Here is a 19,083-nt window from a genome sequence, read left to right as displayed (position 1 = left end):
TCAGCGCGGCGTGACGTCGAAACGGCGGAGCGCGAGCGCGGGGTTCACCCGGCGCACCTCGTCGATACGGCGGGGATCGATCTCGGCCACGGCCACGTCTTCGCGCTCGCCGAGCGACGCCAGCGTGACACCCATGGGATCGACCACGAGGCTCGCGCCCACCCCGATCGGCGGGGTCTGGTCGGCGGCGGCCACATAGATCGTGTTCTCGAGCGCCCGGGCCGTCACCAGGGTGCGCCAGTGGTGCTCCTTGAGGGGGCCGCGCACCCACTCGGCGGGCACCACCACGAGGTCGGCCCCGGCGTCGACGAGTCGCCTGGACACCTCGGGGAAACGGATGTCGTAACAGGTCTGCAGTCCGACGGTCACACCCTCGATCGAGAAGGTCTCCGGCTGCTCGATCGCGCCGGCCTCCACCCAGTCGCTCTCACGCGAACCGAACGCGTCGTAGAGGTGCAGCTTGCTGTAGCGGGCCACGATGCCGTCGACCGGCGAGATCGCCACGAGGATGTTCGCGAAGCGGTCGGCGTCGGCAGCCGTGGCCACCATTCCCGCGACCAGGTGCACGTCGAGACGGTTCGCGAGGGCCGACAGGGCGGTCACGAAGGGGCCGTCCAGCGGCTCCGCGTTCTCGACCAGGGCGGGTCCGAGTGGATCGGAGAAGTAGGAGGAGTACTCGGGGAACACCACGAGCGATGCCCCTCGCCGCACGGCCTCCTCGGCGAGCCGGGTGATCGTGGCGAGGTTCTCCGTCTTGCCGGGGCCGGGGGCGAACTGCGCCACGGCGACGCCGAAACCGAGCCGGGCGCTCACGAGACGCTCACCATCGCCTTGATCGCGCGCTGTGCACAACCGAGCCGGGCGCTCACGAGACGCTCACCATCGCTTTGATCGCGCGACGTTCATCCATCGCGGCGTAGGCGTCGGGCAGCTGCTCGAGGCCGACCGTGAGGTCGAAGACCGACCCGGGCCGCAGCACGCCGTCGAGCACCTCCTCGAGCAGGGTGGGAAGGTAGTGCCGGGCAGGAGCGAGGCCGCCGGCCAGGCCCACGTTGTTGAAGAAGGCGATGCCGATCGGGAACTCGATGCCGTGCGGCATGCCCACGAACCCCACCCTCGAGCCCGGCCGGGCCACCGCGAAGGCCGTCGAGAACGCCTCGGCGGTGCCCACGCACTCGAGCGTCGCATCCGCCCCCACTCCCCCGGTGAGCTCGATCACGGTCTCGACGGCGTCGGCGCCCCGAGCCTCCACCAGGTCGGTGGCCCCGAACTCGAGGGCGACAGCCTGCCGGGCCGGGTTGCGGCTCAAGGCGATCACCCGCTCGGCGCCGAGGCGCTTCGCGGCGAGCACCCCACTCAGCCCCACGGCCCCGTCGCCCACCACGGCGACGGTGGATCCCGGAACCACCCCCGCACTCACCGCGGCGTGGTAGCCCGTGCAGTACACATCGGAGAGCGCGAGCAGGTGCGGCAGCAGCGCGTCGTCGGGCCGCCCACCGGGCACCACCACGAGCGTGCCGTCGGCCTGGGGCACCCGCACGAACTGACCCTGGCCGCCGTCGACGCCCTTGGCGGCGAAGTAGCCCCCGTGCAGGCAGGCGCTCGTCACCCCGTGCACGCAGTGCGGGCAGGTGCCGTCGCTGTACATGAACGGGGCCACCACGAAGTCGCCGACCCGCAGCGTGCCCACGTCGGTGCCCACCGCCTCCACCACGCCCACGAACTCGTGGCCGATGCGGCTGCCGGGAGCGCGGTCGGACTCCCCGCGGTAGTACCAGAGGTCGGAACCGCACACGCAGGTGGAGACCACACGCACGACGGCGTCGGTGGACGCCTCGATCACCGGGTCGGGAACGTCGTCGACCGAGACCGAACCGGCGGCGTGGAAGAGCAGAGCGCGCATGCTGCGACTCTACCGAACCCCCGCGGCACGGGCCGCGCTCGCCCCGCACCGGCACCCGCCCGAATCCGCTCGGCGCTCAGCCGGCGCCGAGCACCAGCCGGCGGTAGCCCGGGATGAGCACACCGCGCTGGGCAGACCGCCTCAGCAGCCGGAGCGGCCGGCCCGCCCCGCCCGACTCGAGCTCGGCGTCGAGCACCGCGTCGAGCACCAGCGAGATCTGCGCCATGGCCAGCGGCGCGCCGAGACAGAAGTGCGCACCGGCACCGAACCACAGCTGTTTGAGGTCGGCCGACGGGTTGCCCACCGGGTCGAACGCGCCCGAGGCACGGTTGGCCAGGAACGTCGCCAGCACGAGCCGCTCGCCCGGACGCACCACGACCCCGCCGACGTCGGCCTCGGCCACGACGCTGCGGAGCATGACCGGCGAGGGCGTGGTCACCCGGAGACCCTCCGCGACCGCGGCGGCCACGAGCGTGCGGTCGGCCGCGAGACGGCTCAGCCAGCCGGTGTCGGCCAGCACGGCGATCAGCCGCGGCAGGTACGACACGAGCGTCTCGGTACCGGTGAGCACGAAGGCGCCGACCGCTCCCATCGCCTCCTCCTCGCTCAGGCCGAGCTCCCGCATCCTCGCCGGCACCGTGTCGGCCTCGGCGTGGTAGGCGCCCCGGGCACCTCGGGTGAGTTCGTCGAGCACCGCGCGCGCGGAGGCGACCTGCGCGTCGGTGAGGCGCGGGCGCGACAGCCGCACGTAGCCGGTGATGCGCGAGACCCTGGCGAACAGCTCCTCGCCCACCACCTCGCGGTCGAGGCCCACCAGCCCGCTGATCATGCGCCCGGCGAACTCGCGCACCGTCGCCACGAGGTCGACCGGCTCTCCCGCGGCGAGCGCGCGGCGCATCCGGTCGGCCTCGACGGACAGGGTCGACCGGGTGAGCTCGCTCACCACGGCGGGCGAGAAGAGCGGCGACAGCCGCCTGCGCAGGGCCAGGTGATCGGCGCCCTCCATGTTGAGCAGCACCGAGGGCCCGAGCACCGGGGTCCACAGGTCGCTCGGCGACCCCGGGCCGGTCTTCGTGAACGCCGCCGGCCGCAGCAGCACCGAGCGCAGCACCTCGGCGTCGGTGACGAGTACGCCCACGCCCGGCACCCGCAGCACGGGGCGGCGTGCACGGGAGAGCAGCGGGTAGACGAGCGGATGCGCGGCGCGCTGCACCCGTTCCTCCCAGCGTCGCTCGAGGCCGAGCGGCTCGAGGCTGCGCCGCACGGGGCTGCGCCGCTCGGGGCCGGGCGGCGTCGCCCCCGTCGCAGTCGAGCCGGTCACAGTCGCACCACCATCGCCCCGAGCGAGATGCCCCCGGCGAGGCCGATGAGGGCCACGAGCGAGCCCTCGCCGACCAGCCCGCGGTCGAGGGCGAGCCTCAGCTGCAGCGGGAGCGTCACCGACGCCAGGTTGCCGTGCTCCGCGACGGTGAGCAGGGTGCGCTCCACGTCGACGCCGAGCGCCTCGACGATGGTGCCGTGGTAGGCGGCGGCCACCTGGTGGATCGCCACGAAGTCGAGCTCGGAGCGGTCGATGCCGAGCTGGTCGAGCGTCTCCTGCACCAGACCGACGCCCACCCGGGCGAAGGCCCGCTGGAGGGCGGCGCCGTCCATGTCGAAGTAGCTGCCGCCGACCGCGTGCGGGTTCACCGAGCCGCCGGTGGGCAGGGTGCCCACCTGCCAGTGCTCGGAGCGGGCGACGAAACGGCTGCCGAGCACGCCGGCGGGGGCCGCGGCCGCCTCACTGGCCTCACTGGCCTCGAGCAGCACGGCCGCCCCGGCGTCGCTCATGGTGTAGCCCGCGAAACTGCGCAGGAACTGCTCCCGGCCGTCGAGGCGCCACCGCACCGCGTGCGAGGGCTGCTCCCCCGACGCCACGAGCACGCGGCGGTACCGCCCGCTCTCGATCAGGGCCGTCGCCACCTCCATCGCGTTGATGACGCTGTTGCAGGCGTTCTTCACGTCCATCACGGGGCAGTCGAGCCCCAGCTTCGAGGCGACGATGTGGCTGGTGGCGGGCTCGATGAGGTCTTGACTCGCGGAGGCGAACAGCAGTAGGTCGACGGGACCGCCGGCGCGCTCGGCCACCGGCCGGGCCGCGGCTGCGGCGAGGTCGGAGGTCTGCCAGCCTTCGGGCCGCAGGTGCACCCGGTCGACGCCGGTGAGCCGCGCGATGAGGCCGGTGGGCAGCTTGAGATCGGGGTTCTCGGCGCGCAGGCACTGCTCGGTCTCGTCGGCCGAGCGGGTGACGGGTGGCAGGAAGGTCTCGACGTCGGCGAGCCTGGCCCGGATGCGCGCGGCGCTCACGAGACCGCCTCCCGGAGCTGCAGCGCGTCGAGGCCGTCGCGGGTGGTGACGAGGGGCGGGCCGAGCAGGTCGACCGTCGGGCGGGCGTCGAAGGTGAACGAATACGCATAGGCGGCGACCGTGTACCGCGTGACGGGGGGTTCACCCGAACGGCGTGCGAGCCGCCAGACCGCCTCCGACGCGGCGCCGAGGGCGAGGGCGGCGGATCGGGGAATCGTACGCCGCGGGAGGGGGATGCCCTCGCGTTCGAGCAGCCGGAACACTTCGTGCTCGAGACGGACAGGATCGCCGCCCGTCACCGCCAGGGTGCGGCCTCGCGCGCCCGGAGCCGTCGCGGCGCGCACGATGTACTCGACGAGGGTGTCGACAGGCACGAGGTCGCTCAGCGCCGGGCCTGCGGGCCCCTGTCCGAAGCGGGGCAGGCGTCCACGACGGGCGGCGTCGAGGAGGCGCGGCACGAGGGTCGTGTCTCCGGCTCCGAACACCGCGCGGGGCCTCAGCACCACCCACTCCCCCGGATATTCGCGCACCACGGACTCCGCGGCCGCTTTGGTGCGGGCGTAGATGCCCAGACCACGCGCCGGAGCGGCGTCTCCGGCCACCCCGATCCGGTCGTGACCGTCGTAGAGCACCGAGGCCGAGGAGATGTGCACGATCCGGGGCCTCCGCGCCGCCCGCGCCGCGGCCCTCACGATCCGCGTCGTGGCCGTGACGTTCTGCGCGGTGAACTGCTCAACGGTGCCCCAGGGCTCGCTGCGCGCGGCGGCGTGCACCACGACGTCGGGTGCGAGGTCGGCGAGAACGTCGTCGAGTGCGGCTGCGGCCTCGGGCGCGGAGAGATCGAGACTCCGGTATGCGGGATGGAATCCCGGGCGTCGGCCGATGCCGCTCACCTCGAACCCGGCGTCATGGTCCAGACGGGCGAAGAGCACCCCGCCGACGAACCCCGAGGCGCCGGTGACGAGAACGCGCAGAGGGGTCGAGGCGGTCATGCGGCCGCCTCGCGCACGATGCGGCGGAGCTTGGCCGCGGGGTCGCGCTCGACCCAGGCGGTCGGCACGACGTCGCCCGCGCATCCGTACCTGTCCAGCAGGCCGGCGAGCGCCTCGGCCACGACGCGCTCCGCATCGGGCGCCGGGTTCTGCAGGGAGAGCCGCAGTTCGAGACCGTGCTGGCGGAGGGCCCAGTCGCGGTAGGCGCCCGGCGGGGTGGGCGCGGCGGCGATCGCCTGGCGCACGGCGTCGGGGAACAGCTCGACCACGCTCCGCCCGTTGGCCGCGGGGAGGTGGAGCACGGCGTCGTCGCGCCCGTCGATCGCGGCGATCACGGCGGTGACCCGGCCGCAGGCGCAGCGTTCGCCCTCGGCAGCGGGTTCGATCCGGAGCACGTCGTCGAGGCGGTAGCGGATGACGAGCTGGGTGCGCCGCTCGAAGTCGGTGACCACGGGGCGGAACCGGGTGTGCTCGTCGTCGAGCCACTCGCGCTCCACGAGGACGGACTCCTCGTTGAGGTGGAGGGAGCCGCGCTCGCAGCTGAGGGCGAGGAGGCCCTCGGTGGCCTGGTACACCTGGCGAACCGGCCGGCCCCACGCCGCCACGATGCGGGTCTCCATGTCGGGCTCGAGCACTTCGGCCACCGAGATCACCTGCAGCGGGCGGAACTCGTCGGCGACGGCGTCGCGCGCGAGGGCGTCGAGCACCGAGGCGGGCGCGACGAGGAGGTGGGGCGGCCGGCCTGCCGCGACCGCATCGCGCAGGGCTGTGACGTGGTCTTCGATCGGGCGGGTGAGGTCGAACCAGGAGAAGTCCACGCGGTTGCTGCCGACCGCTTCGTAGAGACCGCCGCCGGCGCGGAGGAAGAACGCGATGCGCAGCGGGCCACGGCGGCGGTCGAGCGCGAGCCGGAGCGCTGGCCGGCCGAGCAGTCGGCCGAGCACGGTACCCGCCCAGAGCGCGCGCTCGCGGGGGTCGACGAGGAAGACTCCGCGAGTGCCCGAGGTGCCGCTCGAGAGGCCCACCACGACATCGCCGTCGACGACGGGTGTGAAGTCCCGGCTGCGTTCGGCCTCGAGGGCGACGGCGAGGGCGTCGACGAGTCTCAGGCCGCGCGTGTTGAGCCCATCGAACTCGGCCAGCAGCACCGACTTGTCGATGACGGGGAACCACTCGAGCCGTGACGGGAGACGGCGGTAGAAACTCGTGCGCCCAGCCCTGCGGAAGAGTTGTCGAACCCGGCGCGACTGCCAGGCCTCGAGCCGCGCGCGTGAGCGGAATCGAAGCCCCCATCTCGCGCGGGCGAAGCGGGCGAGCAGCAGGAGCGAACGCACACGGTCCCCCACGGCTCGGCTCACAGTCCCAGAATACGCACGCCGCGCCGTGCTCCTAGAATGGCGGCATGGCGGGGATCATCGGGCACCTCCTTCCGCTCGCCGTGGGGGTGGCCCTGAGCTCGGTGCCGATCGTCGTGATGGTGCTCATCCTGCTCTCGCCCCGCGGCCGGTGGGCGAGCCTGTCGTACCTCGTGGGCACCGTCGTCGGTCTCTCGGCGCTCACGGTGGGGTTCACGGCCGCGGCCAGTCTGCTGCCCCCGCTGCCGGCCTCGAAGGAGAGCCCCGAGGTGGCGGCGATCGAGATCGTGCTCGGCGTGGCGCTGCTCGCCCTGGCCGTGGTGCGGTTCGTTCGGGCACGGCACCGCAACAGAGTGCGTGCCGCCCGGGTGGTGGGCGGCATGCGGGCCGCCGACACCGCTGCCGGGCCCGACCCGGCCCTGAGCATCCTCGACGACGACGTCTCGCACGGCCCGCCGGTGTGGATGACCCGGCTCACCGGACTCGGACCGGTGCCCTCGTTCGGTGTGGGCTTCGTGCTCATGCTGAGGCCCAAGAACCTGCTGCTCACCATCGCGGCGGGCGTCGCCATCGCGACCGGCGGGGTGTCGGTCGGCGAGATGGCGGTGGCGGTCGCCGTGTACGTGGTGCTCGGCCTCTCGACCCTGGCGGCACCCATCATCTTCACGCTGCTCGACCCCGCCCGCATGAAGCGCCCCCTCGAAGAGACCAGGGTGTGGATCGAGGGCAACAGCGCGATGGTCACGACCATCGTCGTGTTCGTGCTCGCCACGGTCATCATCGGCAGCGGGCTCACGCACCTCTGAGGCGCGACACCTCTGGGGCGTGAGCCCGCTGTCGACGCGGCGATCCGAGCCCGCTGTCGAGCTCGCGAATCAATGGAAGTCGCGCAGGAACCGCTCGAATTCCACCCGACCGGTCGAGGTCGCGCTGCCCGTCACCTGCGGCAGCCTCAGCACGGTGAGACCCGAGTAGGCCGACGGCGTGCCCGAGAAGGCGTCGCGGATGTGCGACCAGCCGACCGTCGACGGGGTGCCCGCGGAGCCCAGGTTGTCGGCGAGCGCGTTCTCGCCCTTGAGCGTCACGCCCGACTTGCCCGCGGCCGCCCCGACCCAGCGCACGAGCGACGCGGCGTCGGAGTAGGCGTGATCGGCTCCGTCCCACTCCCGGCCGTCGGGCATCTCGAGGGCCGTGAAGTGCAGCGTGACGGCGTGGGCGGGCGCCCTGCCGCCGTCGGTCTCCGACCGCAGCTCGCGGGCGAGCGAGACGATGCCGTCGTACCCGAAGTCGGTCGACGAGCCGTTGTAGTCCTGGTCGGTGTGGAGCATCCCCGCCGCGATCTCGGGCGCACGCCGCATCGGGCTCGTCGCCATCGTCTGCCAGTGCACGCCGGGGATCTTGAAGCCGAGCGGCACCGAGGCGAACCCCTCGTCGAACGCCCCGACCGCCTGGCGCATGACCTCGCGGCCGTGCTGCAGGAGGCTCTCGTGGTACCAGCGGGTGAAGTCGCGGCCGTAGCGCAGCGAGTGGTACGAGCCCGAGGTGATGAACCGCTCGTGGTCGGTGGGCGGCGTGATGGCGGCGTAGCTCAGCCCCGGGATGCTCCAGGCCGCGGCCACGCCGGCGACCGACCCGTAGCGGGCCACGGCCCAGTCGGCGAACGACCGCACGGCCGCCGGGCTGGAGCTCTGGAAGGTTCCCCTGTTGGGGTACCCGGCCGGGTTGCCCGGCACCGACTTGTCGTGCGCGTTGTAGGACGGATAGCGCAGCTCACCCGCGGGACCGGTGCTGATGGAGAGCTCCTGCACCCGCCCGCGGTAGTCGGTGGCGCCCTGGGTGTAGTGCTCCTCGAAGGCGTTCATGAACCCGCGCATGTCGGCCAGGGCGCGGTCGTTGCCCGTGCCCCAGGGCGCCGGTGCCTCCTTGTTGACGTTGCCGTACTCGCTGACGTAGTAGTTCTCGACCGGCACCTCGGAGCACCAGCCGGTCACGCCGCAGATCTGGTAGGGCTCCCACACCCAGTCGGGCACCGAGATGTCGCACACGTCGCCGACGTTGCTCTTGCACTCGTGGAACGACATGAGCGGCACCAGGTCGAGCCCGGCCGAGGTGATGGCGGCGAAGACCTTGTCGTAGTAGCTCCAGTCGAACACGCCGCGCTCGGGCTCGGCGGTGCCCCACCAGACGTCGACGGCGACGGCGTCGACTCCCTGCCGGTCGGCGACGGCGAGCGAGGAGGTGAAGGCGCGCCATTGCGGACCGGAGCTCGCCCAGTCGTCGATGAACAGGGGGGCCATGAGGTTCACGGTGCGGGCGGCTCCGGTGCCGGCCGACGCCGAGGCGAGCGGGACGAGGGGCGACACGGAGAGCGCCGCACCGCACAGCAGAGCGGCGGCCGCGAGGCCGCGCGTGGGGATCTGGGATTTCATCCCCACACGCTAGGCTCCCGCAGCCGCCGCCCGGCCTGAGTACTTTCTACTGGTCGAATCTGGCCTACCGGTCGGATCCGGCCCTGCTCCGGTCCGCGGCCGCCGCGCGCATCCGCACCGCCGCGAGCACGGCCCCCGCCCCGATGAGCAGCACGGCCACCGGGATCGCCCCGCCGAGCGCGCCGAGGTCGGCGCCGGTGGCGGCCAGCTGGGAATCGTCGCCGGCCCCGGGTGCGGTGGTGGGCGATGGGCTCGCAGTGGGGTCGGGCGTGGGCGACGGGGCCTCGGTGGGTTCGGGCGACGGCGGCACCACGCCGTTGATGGCCGAGGTGTCGTTCGCCAGCGAGCCCGTCACCGAGGCGATGGCGCCCACCATGATGCCGAGCGCCTCCTCGTTGACGTTGGTGATGTCATCGGCTGCGGAGTGGTAGTTCGGGTCGTGGGTGACGCCCGCGGTGCCGCCGAACAGCGCCACCTGCTCCTCGGTCTTCACGTCGTCGGCGCCGGTGAACAGACCGGATGCGGGCACGCCGTAGGCGATGAACGCGTCGTAGTCGCTCCGGGCGTCGAAGGCGGTGTCGATCCACGGCTGGCCGTTCGCGTCGAAGTAGTCGGTCAGCGCCTTCTCCGTCGCGATCGAGCCCTCGGGCACCTCGACCGGAGCCGGGAACGTCGACTCGTCGGCGTCGTAGACGCTGATGACGTAGTTGGGCGAGGCCACCATGTCGAAGTTGAGGTAGGTGGCGATCTTGTCGAGCTCGCCGACCTCGCCCTCGGGGAGCTCCTCGTCGGCGATCGCGAGCTGCTCCACGTAGTGGGTCGAACCCACCAGGCCCACCTCCTCGGCGCCCCACCACGCGAAGCGCACCGCGTTGTTGAGCTCGCCCGAGGCGGCCAGCTGCACCGCCGTCTCGAGGATGGCGGCCGAGCCGCTGCCGTTGTCGTTGATGCCGGCGCCCTCCTGCACCGAGTCGAGGTGCGCCCCGAGCATCACCACGTTGCCGGGGTCGCCCGACGGCGTCTGGGCGATGATGTTGAAGGTCTCCACGCTCGTCGTGGTCTCCTGCAGCTGCAGATCGATCGTGACGGGGCCGTCCTCGAGCGCGGCCACGGCGGCGGCTCCCTCCTCTTGGGAGAGGCCGACGGTCGGCACGTACTCGGGCACCTGCTCGCCCAGGGTGCCCGCGAGCGGACCCGGCTCGTTGTTGTAGACCAGCAGCGCGGCGGCGCCCGCGGCGGAGGCGGCGAGCGACTTGTCGGCGAAGGCGCACTCCCCGCGGCTCACCAGCGCGACCTTGCCCGCCACGTCGACGCCGTCCCAGGCCTCAGGCGTGCAGGCGACCAGGACGGCCGGCTCGACCAGCTCGAGTCCCGTGAGACCCTCGGGTGGCGTGGCCGTGGTGCCCTCCATCGGGATGCGGTCGAGCTCCTCGGTCTCGAGGTCTTGCGTCGTGCCCAGCAGGGTGATGGAGTACTCGTCGATCGACTGGGTGGTGGCGATGAACTCCTGGCGCTCCGGGATGTACCCGGCCGCGGTCAGCACCTCCTCCACGTAGGCGCCGCTCGCCTCGTAGCCCGAGGTGCCGAGCGCGCGGTTGCCGTCGTTGGCCTCCGCGATCGCCTGCAGTGCCTCGAGGTGGGCCATCACCCCGGCGACGGTGACGCGGCTCTCCAGGTCGGCGGGATCGACCGCGTAGGCCGCGCTGCCGAAACCGGCCGCGCCCGCGATCACCACCCCCGTGCCCAACCCGATCGCTGCAAGTCTCCGATGACGTCTCTTCACGTGGATCTCCCCTGGTCGCGTGAACGTTGGCTGAAATATACCCGCAAACGGGGGTCAGGCGGCAAGGGGAAACACGATGGAAACGTGAGCACAAAGGAGTTTTGTCTCGCTTTGTGTCAGCACAGTGGCGAACAGAACGCGCCCCGCAGCAGGATCGGGCCATGACCACACCGCTCAGCACCCTCCCCACCGAGCCCGCCACCGCGTTCACCGCAGACTGGCAGGCCTGGCACGACGAGCTCGAGCGCTCCCGGCGCGACCCGCACGGTTTCCTCGCGTACTCGTCCATCACCCTGCTCGACGGCACGCCGCGCGCCATCGACGGCGCGCCAGGCCTCTGGAGCACCGGACCGGACGGCCCCCGCGTCGACCTGCCCGAGGGTGAGACGATCGAGCTCGACGGCATCACGATCACGGGTGCCCACGGCTTCGGCCCGCTCGAGGAGCGGCAGCGTCGGCGGGCGACCTGGCGCGACGCGGTGCTCGAACTCTCGCGACGGGGCGGTCACGACCTGCTGCGCCCCGTGCATCCGGAGAGCCCCCGCCGCACCGGCTACCTCGGAACCCCCACGTTCGAGCCCGACCCGCGCTGGGTGGTGGAGGGCCTGTTCGTGCCCTGGGACGAGCCGCGCGACCTCAGCATCGACGCGGCGGTGGACGGCATCGTGCACACGCACACCTCGCCCGGTGTGGTCGAGTTCACGATCGACGGGGTCGAGCTCTCGCTGGTCGTGTTCGAGGGCGGGCCGACGCCGGGCAGCCTGTTCACGGTGTTCACCGACGCCACCAGCGGGGTGAGCACCTACCCCGCGAGCCGGGCCCTGCACGGCTTCGAGGTGGGCGACGACTCACGCGTAGTGCTCGACTTCACACGCACGAGCAATCTGCAGTGCGCCTACACGCCGTACTCGCCCTGCCCGCTCGCACCGGCGCAGAACCGCCTGCCGGTCGCGATCGAGGCCGGGGAGCGCACCCCGCACGGAGACCCGCGGGCCGCCGACGACTGACCGGTGGTGTCGCCGCCGGTCAGTCGAAGAACTCCCGCACGCTGCCCCTGGAGGCCTCGGCGATCCAACCGGCGAGCTGCTCGATCGCGGCGGGATCGTCGGGCAGCTGCAGCGGCGACACGCGGATGAGCGGCTGAGCCGGCGGCACCACGAAGGCCTTGCTGCCCGCTCCCACCACCACGCCCTTCGAGGCCAGGCCCAGCAGCGCATCCGTCTCGTTGCGCACCTCGACCCACAGCACGATGCCGTGGGGCCCCGAGTGCACGCGCACGCCCCGCCGCTCGAGCGCGTCGCGGAGCGCTCCTCGCCGGGTGCCGTACGCCGCCCTGGCCTGGCCCACCACCGCCGATGCACCCGGGCTCGCGATGAGATGGGCGAGTGTGTTCTGCAGGATGCGGCTGTTCGACCCCACCCCGTGGCTGCGCAGACGGATACTGCGCTCGACCAGCTCCACGCTGCCGCCGAGCACCGAGGTGCGCACGTCGATGCCGTAGGCCTTGCAGTAGCTGCGCACGCGCAGCACCCGGTCGGGCAGCGCGGTGCCGAGCGTGGGCGGCTCCGCCTCGGCGAGCGGCCCGATCGAGTCGTCCTCGATGACCCAGACCCCGGGATGCGCGGCCAGGAGCGCCGCGAGGTCGGCGGCGCGTTCCGGGGAGAGCGCGTGATCGACGGCGAACGGTGCGCCCGGCTGCACGATGAAGGCGACGGCACCGCGCTCCAGAGCCGAACGCAGCGACTCCACGGTCGGGCCGTGCTCATCGCCCCGCACGCCGATCGGCGAGAGGTCGAGGTCGCGCAGGGTGTCGAGGTAGCCCGGGCTCACGGGCTCGTCGACGGCCACCACCGAGCCGGGCGGGGCCGCGGCCGCCGTGGCGAGCAGCAGCGCCTCGGTGCCGCCGCCGGCGGTGGCCCAAGAACGGGCGGCGAACGGCCAGGTGCCGAGCACGGCCTCCTGCAGCCGGGAGGTCATGAAGTCGCGGCCGAACACGTTGAGGTCGCTCGCGGTGAGGCTGTCGAGCACGGCGTCGCGCAGGTCGGGCTGCAGTGCGATGTCGGGGGCGCCGCTCTGCAGGTCGATCTCCGACCACACCGTGGCCGCCGCGGACGCCGTGCTGCGCTCTTCGGGAGCCGTCACGAGGGTGCCGCCCCGGCGGTGGGTCTCGATGAGGCCGCGCTCGCGGAGGTGGTTCCAGGCTGCCAGCACGGTGCCGATGCTCACCCCGGCTGCCGACGCGAGGCGCCGGATCGTGGGCAGCTGACTGCCGATGGGCAGCTCTCCCGAGCGGATCAGCGCCTCGAGTCCATCACCGAGCTCCTGAGAGGTGCGACCCGGCACACGGTCGACGATCCAGTCGGAGGTGATGGTCTCCGCCGTAGCCGGACTCCCCGCACCGAGAACCGTTGACATCGCTTGTGCTCCCTCTCACAGGGCCGGCGCACGAACATGTGCCGGTACACAAACGATAGTCCAGAAGAACAAACTCCCCGCCTCAGGCGTTCTGGAGTGCGGACTCCTCGGGCTCGTGGCCGGCCTCGAGGGCATCGCGGTGGCCGTAGACCGTCGCGAGCACCTCGGCGGCGTCGAACGACTGACCGACCCCGTGCCAGGCCACGTGGTGATCGGGCCGCACGAGGGCGTAGTCGGCGCCGTACAGCGCGCGCACCTCGGGCTCGGTGAGGTGCAGCACGTCGAGCGGGAGGCCGTTCTCGCGCGAGGCCCGCGCGAAGTCGTCCACGGCGGTGGTGTCGTCGGTGAGCACGAGCAGCGCCGGCGCACTGCCGAGCCGGCCGTACAGCGTGACCCCCGACGCCTCGATCGCGCCGTTGGGGGCGCGGTGACCCGGGCGGGCGTCGTCGACGTAGACGTCGGGCGTCCACGGCCGCTCGGCCGTGCGCTGCCCCTCGTCGTAGACGATCGCCGACGAGGCGTCGTAGCGCTCGTCGAACACGACCCCCAGCGCGAACGCGAAGTCCCGGGCGAGGATGCGGCCCACCTCGGCGCGCCGCTCGGCCGCCTCGGCGCTCGTGTCGTCGTCGGCCGGCACTCCGACGGCACGCACCTCGGCGAGCGCCTCGTCATTGGCGATGGCCCGGGCGAGGGCGTGGTCGGCGACCCGCTCGTTGTGCACCCGGCGTTCCTGGTCGTAGGAGTCGAGGAGGCCTGCGCCTCCGGCACCCTGAAGCACGGCCGCGAGCTTCCAGCCGAGGTTGGCGACGTCGCCGAAGCCCTCCGAGAGGTTGCCGCCCGGCGTGCGCACGTGCGCCGCGTCGCCCACCAGCGCGATGCGGCCGCTCACGAACCGGTCGGCGATCCGGGTGCTCTTGTAGTACCCCGTGAGGCTCACCACCTCGAGGTCGGCGTCGAAGCCGAACCCCTTGCGTGCGCCCTCGATCAGCTCCTCCTCCGAGGGCACGTAGTCGACCGGGAACGGGCCGGCATAGGCGCGCCAGTCGGTCTCGTTGAGGGCCGAGACGAACCCCGAGTAGTGGTCGTTGAACACGATGTTGCTCGCGCTCGGCGCCGGACCCAGCTCGGCGGGCACCCCGCCGACGGTGCGCACGACGTAGCGCCAGTGCCGTTCGGTGGCGTACTCCCCCGAGCGCCCGATGCCGGCGAGCCCGCGCACCGTGCTCTTCGAGCCGTCGGCGCCGACCACGTAGGCGGAGCGGATCTCACGGCGTTCCCCGCTCTCGACGTGCACGACCGCGGAGGTCACGCCGTCCGCATCCTGATCGACCGCCTCCACCCGCCAGCCGCCCGCCACGGGCACCCCCAGCTCGGCGAGCCGGTCGAGGAACACCTTCTGGAACACGGTCTGCGGCCGTCGCACCCCGTCCTCACGCGAGACCGGGCCGCCCGCTGAGCGGGAGAACGCGTCGGGCGCCTTGCCGCCGAGCACGTGACCGACCACGCTCGTGACGAGCACGTTGCCCTTGTTCCACTCCGGCGGCACGGTCCAGTTGTCCCGGATCTGCTCGGCGACGCCCCAGGTGCGGAAGATCTCCACGCTCCGGGCGCTCACCCCCGCGGCGCCGGCGCGCACCAGTGTGGCTTCGGTGGCCGAGTCGACGACGGCGACCGAGACGCCGTGCCGGGTGAGCTCGAGCGCGGTGCCGAGCCCCGAGGGTCCGGCGCCCACGATGAGCACCTCGATCTGCTGCGGAGGTGTGCTGCGGGGGAACTCGAAGCGGTCGACCCAGGTGCGGTCGGTGGCGTGGTGGCCGGTGGAATAGCGGGCGGAGGAGGTGGTCATGGTCTCTCTTTCGTGACGTGCGGATGCGCGGTGCGGGCGCGCGGGTGGGTGCGGGTGTGCTCTCAGGCGCCCACGAGCTGCCCGGTGGGAGCCGAGGCGGCGAGCCCGAGGTGACCGCGGAGGGTGTCGTGCTCGTACTCGCGCCGGAAGCGGCCACGGTTCTGCAGCTCGGTGACGACGCCGTCGACGAAGGCCTCGAAGCCCGCCGTCTGCACGTCGATGTTGATGGTGAAGCCGTCGGCGGCGCCGAGGTCGACCCAGGTCTCGATGTCGTCGGCGACCTGCTCGGGGGTGCCGACGATGACGCGCTGGCCGCCGGAGAGGTTGTTGAACAGCAGCTGGCGGATGGTGAGGCCGCGCGTCTTGGCGTCGGCCACGATCTGGTGCCGCCGCACGGTCTGGTGCGAGCTGCTCGCGCGGCCCGCCAGCTCGCCGTAGGGCAGCTCCTGGTCGAGGTCGAAGCCCGAGACGTCGAACTCGAGGTAGTCGGAGAGGTCGCCGATGAGCGGTTCGAGGGCCAGCAGCTCGTCGAGCTCGGCCTTGCGCCGCTGGGCTGCCTGCTCCGTGTCACCGAGCACGACGTAGAGACCGGGAAGCACGAGAAGTTCGTCGCGGGAACGCCCGTTCGCCTCGGCGAGCCCCTTGACCTCGTCGGCGAAGGCGCGTCCGAGCTCGGGCAGCCGCTGCGAGGTGAACAGGGCGTCGGCCCAACGGGCGCCGAACTCCTTGCTCGCGCGGGAGGTGCCGGCCTGGAACAGCACGGGACGGTTGCCGCGGTAGCCGCCCGTGAGCGGGAGTACACCCGCCCCGGAGAAGAACTCTCCCGCGATGTCGACGGGGCGGGTGAGTGTCTCGTCGATGTAGAGATCGGCCTCGGCGTCGGCCACGATCGCCTCGGGCGGCAACGAGCGCCAGAAGGCGTCGACGATCGAGACGAACTCGTCGGCCGCCCGGTAGCGGGTCTCGGCGTCGAGCACGGCGCTCTTGCCGAGAGCGCGCAAGGTGGTCGGCTCCTGGCTGGTGATGATGTTCCAGGCGCCGCGCCCCTTGCTCACGTGGTCGAGCGAGGCGATCTGCCGCGCGAGCAGGAAGGGATTGCCGTGGATCGCCGGATTGGTCGAGGCGAGCCCGATGTGCGAGGTCTCGCGGGCCAGGGCGGCCAGCAGCACGGTGGGGTCGAGGCCCCGCCACGGGCGCACGCTCCCGGTGCGGTCGAGGCCGCCGAGGCGGTCGGCGATGAAGATCGCGTCGAAGCGGCCCCGCTCCGCGATCTGCGCGATGCGCGTGAAGTAGTCGATGCCATCGATCCAGTCACTCGCGAACCCCGTGCCGGCGGGGTCGAGGGTCTTCCAGGCGGCGTCGTGCCGCCCTGTGGACTGGAGGTTGAGGGTGAGGTGGACCTGCTTGCCGGTCATGGGGTGGTGCCTTTCGCGCGCATGGTGGGAGCCGAACCGATGAGGGCCCGGGTGTAGGGATGGGCGGGCTCGTTGACGATGCGCGAGGTGGCGTTCACCTCGACGAGCTCTCCGCGGTAGAGCACGAGGGTGCGGTCGGTGACCCCCGCCACCGAACCGAGGTCGTGCGAGATGAACAGGAGGGCGACGTCGGCGCCGCGCAGGCGCCCCAGGAGCTCGAGGATGCGCACGCGGTTCGCCGAGTCGAGAGCGCTGACGGGCTCGTCGAGGATGAGCAGGCGGGGCTTGGTCACCAGGGCACGGGCGATGGCGACCCTCTGGCGCTGACCGCCGGAGAGTTCCGCAGGGAACCGGTCGGCGAACGCGGGATCGAGCTGCACCTGCTCGAACTGCGCACGCACCGCATCCCGCACGGCCGCCCGGCCGAGCACGCCCTGGATGAGCAGGGGCTCGGCGACCGACTGCCCGACCGAGACGTCGGGGTCGAGGCTGCGCTGCGGGTCCTGGAAGACGTACTGCACGACCCCGCTGCGGCGGAAGGCGCGGAGGGCTCGCGACGAGAGCCCGGTCACCTCACGCCCGGCCACCCGCACCGACGACCCGGCGTCGGGCTGCACGAGCCCGAGCACGGAACGCGCGATGGTCGACTTGCCCGAGCCGGTCTCGCCGATCACCCCGACCGCCTCGCCGGCGGCCACCGTGAACGAGACCTGGTCGATGACCTTCTTGCGCGAGCGGCCACGGCCGTAGTGCACGTCGAGCGATCGCACCTCGAGCGCGGGGGCGAGGTCGGGCACGGTGAGCCCGGGCGTGGTGAGCTCAGACATAGTCGAACTCCCGCTCGCCGATCGGTTCCACGAGGTACCGCTCGAGGCCGTACTGTTCGTGCTCCGAGATGAGCAGTCGCGAGTACTCGTGCTGCGGGTTCTCGAGGATGTCGCGGGTGACCCCGTGCTCCACCACCGAGCCGTCCTTCATCACGAGCACCTCGTCGCAGAGCTGGGCCACAACCGCGAGATCGTGCGACACCACGATCAGCGAGAGGCCCGTGCTCTCCTTGAGGCTCGCCAGCAACTCGAGGATCTCCGCCTGCACGGTCACGTCGAGCGCGGTGGTGGCCTCGTCGGCGATGAGGATGTCGGGCTCGAGCGCGATCGCGGAGGCGATGAGCACCCGCTGCAGCATGCCGCCCGACAGCTCGTGCGTGTACTGCTGATAGACGTAGGCGGGGTCGCGCAGCTGCACCGCGTCGAACAGTTCCAGGGTGCGCGCCTTGGCCTCGCGGCGGCCGAGGCCGCGCTTCACACGGAGCACCTCCTGCACCTGCTTGCCCACCCGGATGGACGGGTTGAGGTACGAGGCCGGGTCTTGGAAGACGGCCGAGATGCGCGTGCCGCGCACCTGGGTCCACTCTTTCGGCGTGAGGCTCGCCGCATCCCGCCCGAACAGCTCGATGCGACCTCCCGACACCTCGAGGTACTGAGGAAGGAGACCGAGGATCGCCCGGCAGGTGAGGCTCTTGCCGCTGCCGGACTCCCCGACGATGCCGATCACCCCGCCGCGGCGGAGGGAGAAGCTCACGCCGTGCACGAGCTCCTCGTCGCCGAGGTCGTTGTGCAGGGTGACGCCCGAGAGCTCGAGCACGATGTCGTCGTGGGTGGTGGTCATGGCTGCTCCTGAGGGGTGGGTGCTGCGGTGGTCGAGACCGGTGAGACGGCGGCCTGAGCGGCGGCCGCGAGGCGCCGGGCCTTCGAGGCCTTGGCCGCGCGCGAGCCGATCAGGGCGCGGCCCGTCTCCCCCGCCGCGTCGCGGATGGCGTCGGCGAGCAGGTTGAAGGCGAGCACGGTGATGAGGATGAGCGCGGTCGGGAAGACGGGGGCGTACGGCTGCTGCTGCAGGTAGCCGAGGTCGGAGGCGAGGATGCCGCCCCAGGTCGGGGTGGGCGGCTGCACCCCGATGCCGAGGAACTGCAGGCTCGAGATCACCACGAGGCCCACGCCCAGGGTCGTGGCCAGCGAGATGGCGATCGGGGGCAGCACCTTCGACCAGACGTGCCGGCGCACGATCCATCCCGTCGTGGCGCCCGCGAGGATGGCCGCCTCCACGTACTGCGACCTCGCGACCGACAGCGTCGCCGACCGGGCCACCCGGTAGAACAGCGGCGACACCAGCAGGCCCACCGCGATCATCGCCTGGGTGATGCCGTTGCCGAGCAGGGCGGTCATCGCGACCGCGAACACGAGGAAGGGCAGCGCGATGAAGGTGTCGACCACCCGCAGCGAGATCCACTCGAACACCGAGGTGAGGTAGACGGAGAGGATGCCGGGGATCGCGCCCACCACCAGGGCGATCGCCGCCACCAGCCCCGTGCTCGCCACGCTCAGGGGGGCGCCCGCGAGGATGCGGCTCAGCACGTCGCGCCCCAGGTAGTCGGTGCCGAGCCAGTGCGCGGCCGACGGGGGTGCCAAGTTGAGCGCGGTGTTCTCGAGCGGATCGTAGGGGGCCAGCAGCGGCCCGAACAGGGTGAGGAACAGGATGAACGCGAGCATGGCGAGCGCGATGCGTGCGCTCGGCAGCTTGAGGACGGTCTTGACCACGG

The 19,083-nt window shown here is 72.3% G+C and carries 16 protein-coding genes; 2 read left to right on the top strand and 14 right to left on the bottom strand.

The window, feature by feature from the left end; translation table 11 throughout:
- The 6 genes from N1031_RS11420 to N1031_RS11395 all read right to left on the bottom strand — a co-directional run bounded on the left by N1031_RS11420 (position 1) and on the right by N1031_RS11395 (position 6,599).
- Positions 1-813: a carbon-nitrogen hydrolase family protein gene (locus N1031_RS11420; RefSeq protein WP_259479764.1), complete on the bottom strand. Its 813-nt coding sequence runs from the start codon at positions 811-813 to the stop codon at positions 1-3.
- A gap of 52 nt (positions 814-865) precedes the next feature.
- On the bottom strand, positions 866-1,903 hold the full coding sequence (locus N1031_RS11415) for a zinc-dependent alcohol dehydrogenase family protein (RefSeq protein ID WP_259479763.1): 1,038 nt from the start codon (positions 1,901-1,903) through the stop codon (positions 866-868).
- Positions 1,904-1,979: 76 nt separating this feature from the next.
- A complete protein-coding gene (locus N1031_RS11410) occupies positions 1,980-3,224 on the bottom strand; it encodes a cytochrome P450 (RefSeq protein ID WP_259479761.1) in 1,245 nt (414 codons plus the stop codon).
- A complete protein-coding gene (locus N1031_RS11405; RefSeq protein WP_259479760.1) occupies positions 3,221-4,249 on the bottom strand; it encodes a 3-oxoacyl-ACP synthase III family protein in 1,029 nt (342 codons plus the stop codon). Before N1031_RS11405 ends, N1031_RS11410 begins: the two co-directional genes overlap by 4 nt.
- Positions 4,246-5,241 carry an NAD-dependent epimerase/dehydratase family protein gene (locus N1031_RS11400; protein ID WP_259479759.1) on the bottom strand — a complete coding sequence of 332 codons (996 nt, stop codon included), beginning with the start codon at positions 5,239-5,241 and terminating at the stop codon, positions 4,246-4,248. Before N1031_RS11400 ends, N1031_RS11405 begins: the two co-directional genes overlap by 4 nt.
- Positions 5,238-6,599 (bottom strand): F390 synthetase-related protein, encoded by a 1,362-nt coding sequence (locus N1031_RS11395; protein ID WP_259479758.1) that lies wholly within the window; start codon positions 6,597-6,599, stop codon positions 5,238-5,240. Before N1031_RS11395 ends, N1031_RS11400 begins: the two co-directional genes overlap by 4 nt.
- Positions 6,600-6,643: 44 nt before the next feature.
- Between N1031_RS11395 and N1031_RS11390 the strand changes: the two genes are divergently transcribed.
- Positions 6,644-7,402 carry a GAP family protein gene (locus N1031_RS11390; RefSeq protein WP_259479757.1) on the top strand — a complete coding sequence of 253 codons (759 nt, stop codon included), beginning with the start codon at positions 6,644-6,646 and terminating at the stop codon, positions 7,400-7,402.
- A 69-nt stretch (positions 7,403-7,471) separates the two neighbouring features.
- On the opposite strand, the gene N1031_RS11385 is transcribed toward N1031_RS11390, so the two are convergent.
- Positions 7,472-9,025 carry a family 14 glycosylhydrolase gene (locus N1031_RS11385; RefSeq protein ID WP_259479756.1) on the bottom strand — a complete coding sequence of 518 codons (1,554 nt, stop codon included), beginning with the start codon at positions 9,023-9,025 and terminating at the stop codon, positions 7,472-7,474.
- Between the two features lie 64 nt (positions 9,026-9,089).
- Positions 9,090-10,808 carry a M28 family peptidase gene (locus N1031_RS11380; protein ID WP_259479755.1) on the bottom strand — a complete coding sequence of 573 codons (1,719 nt, stop codon included), beginning with the start codon at positions 10,806-10,808 and terminating at the stop codon, positions 9,090-9,092.
- 161 nt (positions 10,809-10,969) lie between these two features.
- Here N1031_RS11380 and N1031_RS11375 point away from each other — a divergent pair, with 161 nt between their 5' ends.
- A complete protein-coding gene (locus tag N1031_RS11375; protein WP_259479754.1) occupies positions 10,970-11,815 on the top strand; it encodes a DUF1684 domain-containing protein in 846 nt (281 codons plus the stop codon).
- A 19-nt stretch (positions 11,816-11,834) separates the two neighbouring features.
- Here the strand turns inward: N1031_RS11375 and N1031_RS11370 are convergent, their stop codons facing one another.
- The 6 genes from N1031_RS11370 to N1031_RS11345 form a co-directional block, all read right to left on the bottom strand.
- Positions 11,835-13,223, bottom strand: coding sequence for an aminotransferase class I/II-fold pyridoxal phosphate-dependent enzyme (locus N1031_RS11370; RefSeq protein ID WP_259479753.1), 1,389 nt, complete (start codon positions 13,221-13,223; stop codon positions 11,835-11,837).
- Between the two features lie 82 nt (positions 13,224-13,305).
- Positions 13,306-15,069, bottom strand: coding sequence for an FAD-dependent monooxygenase (locus N1031_RS11365; RefSeq protein ID WP_259479752.1), 1,764 nt, complete (start codon positions 15,067-15,069; stop codon positions 13,306-13,308).
- 62 nt (positions 15,070-15,131) lie between these two features.
- Positions 15,132-16,484 (bottom strand): NtaA/DmoA family FMN-dependent monooxygenase, encoded by a 1,353-nt coding sequence (locus N1031_RS11360; RefSeq protein WP_259479751.1) that lies wholly within the window; start codon positions 16,482-16,484, stop codon positions 15,132-15,134.
- Positions 16,481-17,311 (bottom strand): ABC transporter ATP-binding protein, encoded by an 831-nt coding sequence (locus N1031_RS11355; protein ID WP_259479749.1) that lies wholly within the window; start codon positions 17,309-17,311, stop codon positions 16,481-16,483. The genes N1031_RS11360 and N1031_RS11355 overlap by 4 nt, the downstream gene beginning before the upstream one ends.
- A complete protein-coding gene (locus N1031_RS11350) occupies positions 17,304-18,152 on the bottom strand; it encodes an ABC transporter ATP-binding protein (protein WP_259479748.1) in 849 nt (282 codons plus the stop codon). The genes N1031_RS11355 and N1031_RS11350 overlap by 8 nt, the downstream gene beginning before the upstream one ends.
- Positions 18,149-19,081: an ABC transporter permease gene (locus N1031_RS11345; RefSeq protein ID WP_259479747.1), complete on the bottom strand. Its 933-nt coding sequence runs from the start codon at positions 19,079-19,081 to the stop codon at positions 18,149-18,151. The genes N1031_RS11350 and N1031_RS11345 overlap by 4 nt, the downstream gene beginning before the upstream one ends.
- Positions 19,082-19,083 lie beyond the last annotated feature (2 nt).

It is taken from the genome of Herbiconiux moechotypicola (assembly GCF_024979255.1).
Lineage (GTDB): Bacteria > Actinomycetota > Actinomycetes > Actinomycetales > Microbacteriaceae > Herbiconiux > Herbiconiux moechotypicola.
This window is presented reverse-complemented; position numbering and strand designations above follow the sequence as displayed.

Excerpts from the sequence above, each read along its gene's own strand:
- N1031_RS11350 (WP_259479748.1), bottom strand. The coding sequence starts at position 18,152 with ATGACCACCACCCACGACGACATCGTGCTCGAGCTCTCGGGCGTCACC.
- N1031_RS11360 (WP_259479751.1), bottom strand. The coding sequence starts at position 16,484 with ATGACCGGCAAGCAGGTCCACCTCACCCTCAACCTCCAGTCCACAGGG.
- N1031_RS11390 (WP_259479757.1), top strand. The coding sequence starts at position 6,644 with ATGGCGGGGATCATCGGGCACCTCCTTCCGCTCGCCGTGGGGGTGGCC.
- N1031_RS11370 (WP_259479753.1), bottom strand. The coding sequence starts at position 13,223 with ATGTCAACGGTTCTCGGTGCGGGGAGTCCGGCTACGGCGGAGACCATC.
- N1031_RS11415 (WP_259479763.1), bottom strand. The coding sequence starts at position 1,903 with ATGCGCGCTCTGCTCTTCCACGCCGCCGGTTCGGTCTCGGTCGACGAC.
- N1031_RS11375 (WP_259479754.1), top strand. The coding sequence starts at position 10,970 with ATGACCACACCGCTCAGCACCCTCCCCACCGAGCCCGCCACCGCGTTC.
- N1031_RS11355 (WP_259479749.1), bottom strand. The coding sequence starts at position 17,311 with ATGTCTGAGCTCACCACGCCCGGGCTCACCGTGCCCGACCTCGCCCCC.
- N1031_RS11365 (WP_259479752.1), bottom strand. The coding sequence starts at position 15,069 with ATGACCACCTCCTCCGCCCGCTATTCCACCGGCCACCACGCCACCGAC.
- N1031_RS11400 (WP_259479759.1), bottom strand. The coding sequence starts at position 5,241 with ATGACCGCCTCGACCCCTCTGCGCGTTCTCGTCACCGGCGCCTCGGGG.
- N1031_RS11385 (WP_259479756.1), bottom strand. The coding sequence starts at position 9,025 with ATGAAATCCCAGATCCCCACGCGCGGCCTCGCGGCCGCCGCTCTGCTG.